The organism is Moraxella sp. CTOTU46934 (assembly GCF_031979465.1).
GTDB lineage: Bacteria > Pseudomonadota > Gammaproteobacteria > Pseudomonadales > Moraxellaceae > Faucicola > Faucicola tetraodonis.
This window is the reverse complement of the sequence record NZ_DALZEG010000006.1, coordinates 32,361-45,950: the sequence shown is the minus strand read 5'-3', so window position 1 is coordinate 45,950 and position 13,590 is coordinate 32,361. Positions and strand designations below refer to the sequence as shown.

At 43.2% G+C, this 13,590-nt stretch carries 10 protein-coding genes; 9 read left to right on the top strand and 1 reads right to left on the bottom strand.

What is annotated here, in order from left to right; translation table 11 throughout:
* Positions 1-14: 14 nt before the first annotated feature.
* The 3 genes from prpC to RTN07_RS06395 all read left to right on the top strand — a co-directional run bounded on the left by prpC (position 15) and on the right by RTN07_RS06395 (position 5,770).
* Entirely contained in the window at positions 15-1,187 is a 1,173-nt protein-coding gene (prpC, locus tag RTN07_RS06405; protein WP_312176686.1) for a bifunctional 2-methylcitrate synthase/citrate synthase, read from the top strand.
* Positions 1,188-1,285: 98 nt separating this feature from the next.
* The gene (acnD, locus tag RTN07_RS06400) at positions 1,286-3,892 is read left to right on the top strand and encodes a Fe/S-dependent 2-methylisocitrate dehydratase AcnD (RefSeq protein ID WP_312176684.1); all 2,607 of its coding nucleotides are present in this window, start codon (positions 1,286-1,288) and stop codon (positions 3,890-3,892) included.
* Between the two features lie 93 nt (positions 3,893-3,985).
* Positions 3,986-5,770, top strand: coding sequence for a GmrSD restriction endonuclease domain-containing protein (locus RTN07_RS06395; RefSeq protein WP_060994291.1), 1,785 nt, complete (start codon positions 3,986-3,988; stop codon positions 5,768-5,770).
* 152 nt (positions 5,771-5,922) lie between these two features.
* Here RTN07_RS06395 and serS read toward each other — a convergent pair whose 3' ends face one another.
* Entirely contained in the window at positions 5,923-7,188 is a 1,266-nt protein-coding gene (gene serS / locus RTN07_RS06390; protein WP_312176681.1) for a serine--tRNA ligase, read from the bottom strand.
* A gap of 293 nt (positions 7,189-7,481) precedes the next feature.
* Here serS and RTN07_RS06385 point away from each other — a divergent pair, with 293 nt between their 5' ends.
* From RTN07_RS06385 to RTN07_RS06360, 6 genes are all read left to right on the top strand, one after another.
* Positions 7,482-8,168: a YcxB family protein gene (locus tag RTN07_RS06385; RefSeq protein WP_135888989.1), complete on the top strand. Its 687-nt coding sequence runs from the start codon at positions 7,482-7,484 to the stop codon at positions 8,166-8,168.
* A gap of 272 nt (positions 8,169-8,440) precedes the next feature.
* Complete coding sequence (locus tag RTN07_RS06380) at positions 8,441-9,034, top strand: Dps family protein (protein ID WP_409455548.1); 594 nt, start codon at positions 8,441-8,443, stop codon at positions 9,032-9,034.
* A 316-nt stretch (positions 9,035-9,350) separates the two neighbouring features.
* Positions 9,351-10,484, top strand: a complete 1,134-nt coding sequence (gene nrdB / locus RTN07_RS06375) for a class Ia ribonucleoside-diphosphate reductase subunit beta (protein WP_312176680.1) — start codon at positions 9,351-9,353, stop codon at positions 10,482-10,484.
* A 40-nt stretch (positions 10,485-10,524) separates the two neighbouring features.
* Complete coding sequence (locus RTN07_RS06370; RefSeq protein ID WP_282849721.1) at positions 10,525-10,785, top strand: 2Fe-2S iron-sulfur cluster-binding protein; 261 nt, start codon at positions 10,525-10,527, stop codon at positions 10,783-10,785.
* Positions 10,786-11,054: 269 nt separating this feature from the next.
* Positions 11,055-12,959: an RNA polymerase sigma factor RpoD gene (gene rpoD, locus RTN07_RS06365; RefSeq protein WP_312176675.1), complete on the top strand. Its 1,905-nt coding sequence runs from the start codon at positions 11,055-11,057 to the stop codon at positions 12,957-12,959.
* Positions 12,960-13,175: 216 nt separating this feature from the next.
* Complete coding sequence (locus tag RTN07_RS06360; RefSeq protein ID WP_227522732.1) at positions 13,176-13,520, top strand: YbeD family protein; 345 nt, start codon at positions 13,176-13,178, stop codon at positions 13,518-13,520.
* Positions 13,521-13,590 lie beyond the last annotated feature (70 nt).

Genomic DNA, 13,590 nt, shown 5'->3' with positions numbered 1-13,590 from the left:
AAAGGAGTTTTACCATGTCAAAAGACACCCCAGTGACAGAAGCGACTGACAACAAGCCAAAACCCAAAAAGAGCGTTGCCCTATCAGGGGTACCCGCCGGTAACACTGCCCTATGTACCGTAGGTCGTACAGGCAATGACTTAAGCTATCGTGGCTATGATATTTTGGATTTGGCAAAAGACAGCGAGTTTGAAGAAGTGGCACACTTACTGATTCATGGTCATTTGCCAAACCGTCATGAGCTAGCGGCGTACAAGAAAAAACTCAAAACCCTCCGTAACTTGCCGGTCAATGTACTGGCGGTGTTAGAAGCCTTGCCTGCCCACGCCCACCCGATGGATGTGATGCGTACTGGCGTATCGGCACTGGGCTGCACCTTGCCTGAGCGTGAAAGCCAACCTACCTCAGAAGCCCGTGATATCGCCGACAAGCTTATCGCCTCATTAGGCTCAATGCTACTATACTGGTACCACTACAGCCACAATGGCAAAGTCATCAGCCTTGAGAGTGACCAAGACAGCATTGGTGGTCACTTTCTTGAGCTACTACAAGGTGAAGCCCCCAGTGAATCGCATATCAAAGCCATGCACATCTCGCTCATCTTATACGCTGAGCATGAGTTCAATGCATCAACCTTTACCAGCCGCGTGATTACCGGGACTGGCTCGGATATGTACTCCGCCATCTCAGGCGCAATCGGTGCATTAAAAGGTCCAAAACATGGCGGCGCCAATGAAGTGGCGTATGACATCCAAAAACGCTATCGCAATGCCGACGATGCAGAAACAGACATCCTTGAGCGTCTTGAGAAAAAAGAAGTTATCATTGGCTTTGGTCATCCTGTGTACACCGTGAGCGACCCACGCAACGTTGTAATTAAAGAAGTTGCGCGTAACTTGTCACAAGAAACTGGCGACATGACGTTGTTCAATGTAGCAGAGCGTCTAGAAACCGTGATGTGGGACAACAAAAAAATGTTCCCGAACTTGGACTGGTTCTCAGCGGTCAGCTACCACAAAATGGGCGTACCAACTGCGATGTTTACCCCATTATTTGTGATTGCGCGTACCGCTGGCTGGTCAGCGCACGTACTTGAGCAACGTGCTGATGGCAAAATCATCCGTCCTTCTGCCAACTACACAGGCCCTGATGACCAAGTATTTGTGCCGCTAGATGAGCGCCAATAATTAGCGTTTTAATCGTACAAAAAGCCTTTCAGGTCAGCTCACCCATTGATTTGAAGGGCTTTTTTTCTAATGGATTATTAATTTTAAGGTTAAGCCAAATGACAAGCCAATACCGCAAACCCTTGCCCAATTCTGATTTGGAATACTTTGACACCCGCCAAGCGGTGAATGATATCACCCCAGACGCGTATGACAAACTTCCCTACACCTCGCGTATTTTAGCCGAGCAACTGGTGCGTAAAGTCAGCGACCCAAACGAACTGACCGCTGCGCTCAAACAGCTCATCAACCGCGAGCGTACGTTAGACTTTCCTTGGTACCCTGCGCGTGTGGTGTGTCACGACATTTTGGGTCAAACTGCCCTTGTGGACTTGGCAGGCTTGCGTGATGCCATCGCTGAGCAAGGCGGCGACCCAAGCAAGGTCAATCCTGTGGTGCAAACCCAGCTGATTGTTGACCACTCGCTCGCTGTGGAATGCGGTGGTTATGACCCAGATGCGTTTGAAAAAAACCGCGCCATCGAAGACCGCCGCAACGAAGACCGTTTTCACTTTATCAACTGGACAAAGACTGCCTTTGAAAACGTCGATGTGATTCCCGCAGGCAACGGCATCATGCACCAAATCAACCTGGAAAAAATGTCACCTGTGATCCAAGTACAAAATGGGGTCGCCTACCCAGATACTTGCGTGGGCACAGACAGCCACACCCCGCACGTGGATGCGCTAGGGGTGATTTCGGTGGGTGTCGGTGGACTGGAAGCAGAAACCGTGATGCTCGGTCATCCATCAATGATGCGCCTGCCTGATATCGTGGGCGTACACCTCAAAGGCAAACGCCAAGCAGGCATCACCGCCACCGATATTGTGTTGGCGTTGACTGAGTTTTTGCGTAAAGAGCGTGTGGTCGGTGCCTATGTAGAATTCTTCGGTGAAGGCGCAGACAGCCTATCCATCGGTGACCGTGCCACCATCGCCAACATGACCCCAGAATATGGCGCGACTGCTGGCATGTTCTACATCGACCAAAACACCATCGACTACCTACGCCTAACTGGCCGTGATGAAGACCAAGTAAAATTGGTTGAAAACTACGCCAAAGTAGCAGGTCTATGGGCTGATGACTTGGTAAATGCTGAGTACGAGCGCGTATTAGAATTTGATTTGTCATTGGTTACTCGTAACATGGCAGGTCCATCAAACCCACACGCCCGTGTATCAACCGATGAGCTTGCCGCCAAAGGTATCGCTCACGCAGAGGGCGAAGCTGTACCACAATCAGAAAACGGCTTAATGCCAGACGGCGCCGTGATTATCGCAGCTATTACCTCGTGTACCAACACCTCAAACCCTCGTAACGTAGTAGCAGCGGCATTACTTGCCAAAAAAGCCAATGAACTTGGTTTGACCCGTAAACCTTGGGTGAAATCATCCTTCGCCCCTGGCTCAAAAGTGGCTGAACTATACTTGCAAGACGCTAACCTATTGCCCGAACTGGAAAAACTCGGCTTTGGTATCGTGGCATTTGCCTGTACCACTTGTAACGGTATGTCGGGTGCGTTAGATCCAGCAATTCAGCAAGAAATCATCGACCGTGACCTGTATGCCACTGCGGTGTTGTCAGGCAACCGTAACTTTGATGGACGTATCCACCCGTATGCCAAACAAGCCTTCTTAGCAAGCCCGCCGCTGGTGGTAGCGTATGCGATTGCAGGGACGATTCGTTTTGATATCGAAAAAGACGTACTTGGTGTGGTCAATGGTAAAGAGATTCGCCTGATTGACATTTGGCCATCGGATGAAGAGATTGACGCGATTGTGGCAAAACACGTCAAACCTGAGCAATTCCGTCAAATCTATATCCCGATGTTCAACCTTGACCGCAGCGAAAAAGCCGACAGCCCACTGTACAACTGGCGTCCACAGTCAACCTATATCCGCCGTCCACCTTACTGGGAAGGCGCGCTAGCGGGTGAACGCACCCTCAAAGGTATGCGTCCACTTGCCATCTTGCCTGACAATATCACCACCGACCACTTGTCACCGTCCAATGCGATTTTGGCAAGCTCGGCAGCAGGCGAATACTTGGCAAAAATGGGCTTACCCGAAGAAGATTTTAACAGCTATGCCACCCACCGCGGCGACCATTTAACCGCGCAACGTGCCACCTTTGCCAATCCAAAACTGTTCAATGAAATGGTGAAAAATGACGATGGCAGTACCAAACAAGGCTCACTGGCTCGCGTTGAGCCTGAAGGTCAAGTGATGCGGATGTGGGAAGCGATTGAGACCTACATGAACCGTAAGCAGCCACTCATCATCATCGCAGGCGCGGATTATGGTCAAGGCTCTAGCCGTGACTGGGCTGCCAAAGGTGTGCGCCTAGCTGGGGTGGAAGCGATTGTGGCGGAAGGCTTTGAACGGATTCACCGTACCAACCTTATCGGTATGGGTGTGCTGCCGCTTGAATTTAAAGCTGGGACGACGCGTATCACGCTAGGGCTAGATGGGACTGAGACGTATGATGTGATTGGTGACATCTCTCCACGTTGTGATTTGACGCTGGTGATTAATAAAGAAGGCTCGCAGCCGCTTGAAGTGCCTGTGACTTGCCGTCTTGATACCCAAGCGGAAGTGGATACTTACAATGCTGGGGGCGTATTGCAGAAATTCGCGCAAGATTTTTTAAAGGGTGAAGTGGCGTAGTTTTTACTTTTCAATTGTTTAACTTTTAAAAGCCGAGTATGATAAATGCTCGGTTTTTACTGTTTTTTTAATACCTATGAAAGAGATTAAATAATGAATTATACAGATAGAATATTTCCAACAAATAAAGGATTAACGACATATCTTGATGAATTAATAGCTAAAAACTACCAAATTCCAACCTTTCAACGTGATGTTGTTTGGCAACAGGAAAACGTTAAAAAACTTTGGGACAGTATTTATAAATTCTATCCTTTAGGTAGTATTTTAATTTGGAAAACCGATTTAAAACTTCAAAACCATAGACAAATTGGTGGGCATCAAATAACCGATATAGATTTTACTCGCACAGAATATCAATATATCTTAGACGGACAACAAAGAACTACCTCACTTTTAACCTCATTATATGGCGGTAGTATTGAAGGACGAAGTGGATTTGACCCATTATTATATATTGACTTAACGATTCCTTTTGATAGTGATACAGATGATGAAAGCTATCGTAATCGCTTTTTGTTTTGGACAGAAATTGATGACCGAAATGGCGAAATTAAAGCAAATATTGGTAAGAAGAAAAGATTTGATGAGGGTTTAATTGTTAAACTTATTGATATTAAAAATAATTTTACTACTGTTCAAACAAATGTATTCAATAGCTTACTTGTCAATAAAGATTTTAATCACCCTATTTTAGCTGAATTGTCTAAAATAAAAGGTGTTCTTGATAACTATCGAATTTCCTTTATTGAAATTAAAGGAATTCAAGTTTCAGAAGTTTGCCAAATTTTTGAAAGAATAAACCAAGCAGGTAAGCCCCTAAATATCTTTGATATTGTAGTGGCTAAAACATTTAAGCCTGTTATACCGCCAGCTTTGAATACTCAAGGTGAAAAAGGATTTTATTTGCGTGACTTGATAGATGATTTTAGAAAGCAAAATAATAGTGAATTTTTAAAAATTAGTGACATTGATTACTTGCAAATTTTATCAGTCATCATTAATCAAAATGTTCCAAATAGCGGTGTAAGGAATATTACTGACCGCTATTTGAATGAAATCAAAACCGAACATATTCTAGCGGTTTGGGAGGATACGAAAAATGCAATGTTAAAAACATTCGATTTTTTTGAAAATCATTTGCATATCAAAACCCCTTACTTAATCCCTTTCCGTTATTTTTATTTTTCTATTACTGCTTATTTTTACAAGAACAGCACACCAAATTATGACTTCCTTAAAAAATATTTTTGGTTTAATAGTTTTCACAATGATGATTTATTAAGTAACACTACACAATTAAATCAACATATAGACTTTTTAATTAAAGAAAGAATGAAACAACCAGTTGTATTTGAAAGGTTCTTAATTGATAAACAAAAACTCCGAAATGCCACTTATAGCTCAAAAGGTAGAATGAGCCGAGCTATTTTGGCATTGTATTCGAGTTTAAAACCTAAAGATTGGGAACACTGTGATAGAGAAGTATTAGTACAAAACTTCTTCTTTTCTACAGACAAGCCCAACTTACATCATATCTTTCCCACTAACTCAGAATATGTGCTTAATAATCAACATAAAAACATTATCACAAGTGATAGTCTGATGAATATTGCCTATTTAACGCAGATTACTAATCTTGATATTACTAATAGAAATCCTTTAGAGTATATACAAGATTATGACAAACCCGCATTTGAGAAAATCATGCCTACACATTTACTTTCGAATGAAATTTTAGAATGGGCGAGAAAGGGTGTTTTACCTGAAAATGCAATAGATTTATTTATTGAGAGTAGAGTTAATAATATTTTAGATAACCTAAAAGAAAAATTAGATGGTATAACTTTTGATGTAATTGATACTGTGGAAGTTTAATTCAGATGTTATACAACTTAAAAAAGTTCTAAAATAATTCTTAAATTATAACCGAAAAAAGGTAACACTATGCAACCCCTTTTCGCCCGTCATTCCGCCAATATCTTTTAAGCAAATAAAAACAGCCAGTTATGACTGGCTGTTTTTTTTGCTTAACCGATTTTTTCCACGCCCATATACGGACGTAACACTTCAGGCACCGTAATCGTACCATCCGCATTTTGATAATTTTCCATAATCGCAAGCAAGGTGCGACCCACCGCAAGACCTGAGCCGTTTAGGGTATGTACCAGCTCAGTTTTTTTGCCATCTTTGACACGCGCTTGCATACGGCGTGCTTGGAAGTCGCCACAGTTTGAGCAGCTAGAGATTTCGCGGTAGGTAGTTTGAGACGGTAGCCACACCTCGATATCATAGGTCTTAACCGCGCCAAAACCCATATCACCGCCACACAGCACAATCACCCGATACGGCAAACCAAGCTGCTGCAAGATATATTCCGCTTGTCCTGTCATGTCCTCTAAGGCTTGCATTGACTGCGCTGGATGGGTGATTTGTACCATTTCTACCTTTTCAAACTGGTGCTGACGAATCAAGCCGCGTGTATCTCGCCCGGCACTGCCCGCTTCACTGCGAAAACAGGGGGTATGGGCAGTTATCTTGATGGGCAGAGCTTCAGGGTCTAGGATTTTGTCACGCACGCTGTTGGTAAGCGGCACTTCTGAAGTAGGAATTAAGTAATACTCTTTTTCACCGCGCAATTTGAACAAATCTTCTTCAAACTTTGGTAGCTGCCCTGTACCAAGCAGGCTGTCGGCATTGACCATATACGGTACATACATTTCCGTATAGCCGTATTTGTCGGTATGGGTTGTAAGCATAAAGGCAATCAAGGCGCGGTTGAGTTTGGCGAGTTGACCTTTTAGCACGCTAAACCGTGAGCCAGTCAGTTTTGCCGCCATTTCAAAGTCAAGTAGCCCCAAGTCTTCGCCCAAGTCGCTATGGTCTTTGACCTCAAAATCAAATTGGCGCGGCTCACCCCATCGACGCATTTCGACATTGTCGTTTTCATCTTTACCTGCCGGCACGCTGTCATCCGGTAAATTTGGGATGGTTAAAGCTGCCGCTTGAATTTTCTCCTGCAAGGCTTTGAGCGCGTCTTCCGCTTGTTTCATCTCGCTACTGATGGTTGCCATTTCTGCCATCAAGGCGTCAGTATTTTCGCCATTGCGTTTCATCAAGCCGACTTGTTTGGCGCCCGCATTTTTTTTGGCTTGTAGTTCCTCGGTTTTGACTTGAATGGATTTGCGCTGTTCTTCGACTTGCTGCCAAAATGCTTTATCAAGCTCATAGCCGCGTTTGGCAAGTTTTTCGGCGACCGTGTCTAGTTCTGTACGCAGTAATTTTGGGTCGATCATGGCGATAAGTTCCTTAAATTGTTCAAACTTGAGTTAAAGCAGCAAAATGGCTGTTGATATCAGCGTGTATGATACCAAGATTGCAGCGTTTTTTCACGGTAGCGACTAGAAATACACGGCAAATTGACGATTTATCGGTATGCGCTTACCGGCGTTAGGCCTTCGCTACACTTGCGGTAAAACAAAAATTTATCAAAAAGTGCGTTGTTAGGTTTATTTTTGGGTCAAGGTTGGGTAAGATAAGCCTTCTTTTATCGTTTTGTAACTATCGTTTGATAGTGAGTGAATTGTTTATGGCGCTGTACCCTTACACCCTACAACCTGTGGATTTGAATCTGACCGAGGACGAGTTTCGTCAAGCACAGCTGCAGCTATTTGATGCCAACAACCAAACTTTGACCAAAATCACCCCAAAAACTTGGGCAATTTTGGCAGTCATCGTGGTGCTAGCGATTTTAGGTCTGATTTTTGTGCACGGTTATTCCACCATTATTTTTTGGTTGATGCTCGTGGGTGTGGTGATTTATTTGCTAGCGCGTACTTACGGTCTTAAATGGTATGTCAAACGAGAATTTGAAAAACAAATGGCAAGCCAAAGCATGCCGCCAGAGATGCAACAAATCAAGCTTGGCGTACAGCAGCACGGGGTAGTGATGTCCATGCCTGCCCCCAACATGCCTGCCATGCCACGCGGCTACAATCAGCCTTTGGTGCGTAGTAGCGGTATGCAGCAAGCGGTCATCAAATGGGACAATGTCACCAACTGGCAAGAAACGCCTGACTATATCTTTATGATGTTTGATGTCAAAAATCCAAAAACGGGTGAAAGCCAACAAGGCAGCCAAATCGTACCCAAACGCCTTGCTAACCAAAAATTCCCGATTGATACCTTACGCCATCATTTACAACAAAACATCGGAAAACAAGGTTTTGATTTAACCGACAAACCGACTGATAAATATTTTCCAGAAAACAATTAAGACTAAGACAACAATTAAGAAAAAACTACTTATTGATGACCACAAAAACTGCAGCCAAGAAACTGCAGTTTTTTTATGGCAGCAAGCAAAACTATTTACCAAATTTGCACACAGCTGTGCCAAATGTTTGATATTATTTTTAGGGTAATACCGTACATTTTAATTGATAAAATTAAACGTACTGATAAAAACGATTAATTTTAATAACAGATTGTTTAGGCTTACAATTAAGCCCTAAACAAATAAAAATCATCATTTTAGGAGATAATAACATGGCAAAACAAGCCACTACAAAGCAATCAGCAACCAAACAAGATTCAGAACAATTAGACAATACCGATAAATCAGGTGAAAAAGTGACTACCTCCAAATCTACCGCTTCCAAATCTGCCTCAAGTAAAACACGCGATATCAGTCTAGCCGCTGCAGACATGAGCGCCATTGTTGAGCAATTAAATACCTTATTAGCCAATTATCATGTGTTCTATACCAATGTTCGTGGCTATCACTGGAATGTGCGTGGCTCAGATTTCTTTACCCTCCATGTGAAGTTTGAAGAGTTATATACTGCGCTGCAAGTCCAAATTGATGAAATTGCTGAGCGCATTTTGACCTTACAAGGTACACCACTACATGCTTATAGCGATTTCTTGAAAATCTCAAGCATCAAAGAAGACAAAAACGTCTCTGACGGTGTGGCATGTGTGAAAGGTATTTTAACAGGTCTGACTATGACCATCGCTAAAGAACGCGAAATTATTGACCTAGCGGATGAAGATGACGATCAAGGCACTGCCGACCAATTGACTGCCTATGTGCAAGAACAAGAAAAATTGGTGTGGATGTACAATGCCTATCTTGGCTAATCGTCCCATCTGACCAAAAAGACGGCTTTGATAGTCGTCTTTTTTATTGCGTGGTATAATAAAAACACAATATATAGATTTTCAAATGTCAATAAATTTAATTAGTTATTTTTTGATATACAAATAGTTATATATTTCAATATGTTATAAATTTTATCCTTAAAAATCAAATCCTTGGGTGGATTGCAATTGCTATATGTTGTTATCTATAATAGCCAAGCACACTAGCCAGTTGATGCACTTGTTAGCTGACTTATTGTTAAGTGATACTGCTACGCCACTTGTCTTGAACTTTGATTGAAGAAGATTCACCGCTATGTCATATTCCATCTTTTGCCAAACCAAAAATGACCCATTGCTTGAGCCGATGTTTTTTGGTCAGCCTGTCAATGTGGCACGTTACGACCAACAAAAATTCCCTGTTTTCGAGCAGTTGATTGAAAAGCAATTGTCGTTTTTTTGGCGTCCAGAAGAAATTGACGTCTCCAAAGACCGTTTGGATTTTAGCAACTTGTCAGTGCATGAACAGCATATCTTCTTAAGTAACCTAAAGTACCAAACCTTGCTTGATTCGATTCAAGGTCGTAGCCCCAATGCCGTGCTACTGCCGCTGGTGTCGATTCCTGAATTAGAAACCTGGATTGAAACTTGGTCATTTTCTGAGACCATCCATTCTCGCAGCTATACCCACATTATTCGTAACGTGGTCAATGACCCAAGCAAAGTATTCGACGATATTGTTGACAATCCTTTTATCCTAGAGCGCGCGACAGGGATTGCCAAGTTCTATGACGAGTTGTATCAACTATCTCAGCTATATAACCTATACGGTGAAGGTCGTCATGTGATTGATGGCAAGCCCGTTGAGGTCAATTTACGCCTGCTTAAAACCAAATTGTATCTATGTTTGGTGGCTATCAATGTGCTAGAAGCGATTCGTTTTTATGTGTCGTTTGCTTGTTCATTTGCCTTTGCTGAGCGCAAACTGATGGAAGGTAATGCCAAAATCATCAAAATGATTGCCCGTGACGAAGCGCTTCATCTAAACGGCACCCAGCATATGATTAATTTGATGCAATGGGGCAAAGATGACCCTGACATGGTAGAAATCGCCCAAGCCTGCCAACAGCAAGCCATTGAAATTTTCAAAGACGCGGCTGAACAAGAAAAAGCATGGGCAAAATACTTGTTTAAAGATGGCTCAATGATTGGCTTGAATGAAAATATCTTGGTGCAATATGTTGAGTACATTACCAACCTACGTATGGATGCGATTGGCTTACCGCCGATTTTTGGAGCGATTAAAAACAACCCGATTCCTTGGATTAATGCTTGGCTCTCCTCAGACAACGTGCAAGTCGCGCCCCAAGAGTCAGAAATCACCTCTTACTTAGTCGGTCAAATTGACGCAGAGCTCAGTGATGATGCGTTTGATGATTTTGAATTGTAATTCGTCATACGCTTATTTTATTTAGGCAATATAATCGATTATGGCATGGATTTTTACCAACAACACGCAGTTTTATCTGCATGACGCCGAGACGTTGCTACAAGGCATGCTTCGCTCAAAAATCCTTGCCAATCACCAATGCCTTGAAGGTTATTGCGGTACTTGTAAGCTCAAATACCGCCGTCGCCACCATGACACCCGTATCGACTATATTCACCCGCCGCTAGTGATGTTAGCCGATGATGAAATCCTGCCCTGCTGTTGTCAAGTCAGAGGGGCAATCGAGCTTGATATCGATTGATTTACCAAGATAACCCGCCAAAAACTGCGCGAAATGCCGCATAAAGCGAAAACTTACCCGCTTTACCTTTAATTTTCTCCCCGCGAACCTCATAAATCGCTATAATAATAGGTTGACTACCGCTTTTTAATCATACTAAATCTTTATTTAGTCCTCGACTGTCATTTGCAGGGTATATCCCTTGATAAAAATGAAGAAATACAGTCATTAGCTTATTTGTCGTGCTATTACATTATTTATTTTTTTAACCAATATCAAAGCGAGCCCTCATGAGCGAACATTCAACTTCTCAATTAGCCACGCTGATTCAATTAGGTAAAGAGCAAGGTTATCTCACCTATGCTGAGATTAATGACCAACTCCCCGAATCGGTAACTGAAAGTGACCAAATTGATGATATTATTCAAATGCTCACAGACGTTGGCATCAAGATTTTTGAGACCGCGCCTGATGAAGACGACATTATGCTTAGCGATGATGCGGATGATGACGAAATTGCTGTCGATGAAGCCGCTGCGGTACTTGCTTCAGTAGAATCTGAGCCAGGTCGCACCACTGACCCTGTGCGTATGTATATGCGTGAGATGGGTACGGTTGACCTACTCACCCGTGAAGGCGAGATTGCGATTGCTAAGCGTATCGAAGATGGTATTCGAGATGTACAACATGCCATGACCTTTTGGCCAGGTACCGTGGCCATGCTCATTAATGAATACCATCAAACCTTTGAAGGTGAAAAGAAAGTCTCGGATATTATTACAGGTTTTCTTGACCCTGAAGCCGCTGATGTCATCCCCCTTGCCGATGACGAAGAAGTGGAAATCGCGTTACCGATTATCAAACCCAAAGTCAAAGACGACACAGCCGAGGATGAACTCGATGATGAAGCCGAAAACGCCGATGAAATCGAAGAAGCCGATGGCGACGTCAGTGAAGATGCCGATACCGAAGAAGCCAGCGGTCTTGACCCTGAAGAAGTGCGTCTGCGCTTTGAAGAATTAGAGCAATTGTTCACCAAGGTCAAAGATTTGTTAGCCACCCATGACCGTGATAGCGACGTGGTCAAAGCGGCGATGAATGAGCTTGCCAACTGCTTTATGCTGTTTAAGCTCAATAGCCGCGTCTCTGACAATATCATGGATATGATGCGTGAAGTGTATGAAGACGTGCGTAAAAACGAACGTCACATCATGAAACTGGTGATTCGCCGCGGTAAAATGCCAAAAGATGAGTTTCGCAAAACCTTTCCGCATAATGAAACCAACCTTGACTGGCTACCTAACCGTATCGCAGGCAAACCTGCCTTTGCAGATACATTAGAGCGGGTACTTGATGAAGTGTTACAGTATCAGGGACGTATCCAGCAGCATGAGCAAAATCTTGGCATGAGCATCAACCAAATGAAAGTGGTCGCACGTAACATGTCTGTGGGGGAAGCCAAAGCCCGCCGCGCCAAAAAAGAAATGGTTGAGGCAAACTTACGTTTGGTCATCTCGATTGCTAAAAAATACACCAACCGCGGTTTGCAGTTCCTTGATTTGATTCAAGAAGGCAACATTGGCTTGATGAAAGCGGTAGATAAATTTGAATATCGCCGTGGTTATAAATTCTCGACTTATGCCACTTGGTGGATTCGCCAAGCCATCACCCGCTCGATTGCTGACCAAGCGCGTACCATCCGTATCCCTGTGCACATGATTGAAACTATCAATAAAATCAACCGTGTATCGCGCCAGCTATTACAAGAAATGGGACGTGAGCCTACCCCTGAGGAATTGGGCGAACGCTTAGAGATGGACGAAGTCAAAGTCCGTAAAGTACTCAAAATCGCCAAAGAGCCAATCTCAATGGAAACCCCAATTGGGGATGATGAAGACAGTCACTTGGGTGATTTTATTGAGGATTCGAGCATCTCAAGCCCAGTGGATGAAGCAACGGCACAAGGGTTAAAAGAAGCTACCCGTGAAGTGTTAGCCAACCTCACCGAACGTGAAGCCAAAGTGCTTAAAATGCGTTTTGGTATTGATATGTCTACCGACCATACCTTAGAAGAAGTGGGTAAACAATTTGATGTCACCCGTGAGCGTATTCGTCAGATTGAAGCCAAAGCGCTGCGTAAACTGCGCCACCCTTCTCGCTCTGAACATTTACGTTCATTCCTAGAGAATGATTAATGTTATCTCCATCCAAAAAAGCCGAGACAATGTTCTCGGTTTTTTTATGGGCGAGTTTGTGAATGTGGTTTTTCTATCAATGTGGCTTTTTATGAATTGGGTTATGAATAGGTTTATGAATGGCGCTTTTTTCAACGTCAAATTCTAACGTCTTGAAATTATCGGTTTTACCCTCATTTAGACCCTAAAGAAATTTATACAACCTTAGGTGATGCTATGAACGATAAAACAATTACGCTCAATAACTTGGAAGCCGCTGCATGTAGTACGCGAGCGGCAAAACCTACGGATATCCAGCACCCAGAATTGTGGAATTTTCCGATGGACTATCCGTTAAGTATCATCGGTCATGAAGGTCACAAAGAGACACTACTCGATGAAGTAAAATTAATTTTGGGTAGCTTATTTCCTGAATTTGATTTGGCAAGTTTGACTATTAATCCATCGCGTACCGGTCGTTTCCATTCAGTACGCGCTAATGTGTATTTGACAGATGCCGAGCAAGTCAACAGTTTGTATAAAATGCTTGATGAAGCGGCAAGTATTCGTACCGTATTATAAACCTGTCATGGTTAAAAATGGCACGATTGATTGACGTACAAAAAGCGGGATACATCAGTTATTCCGCTTT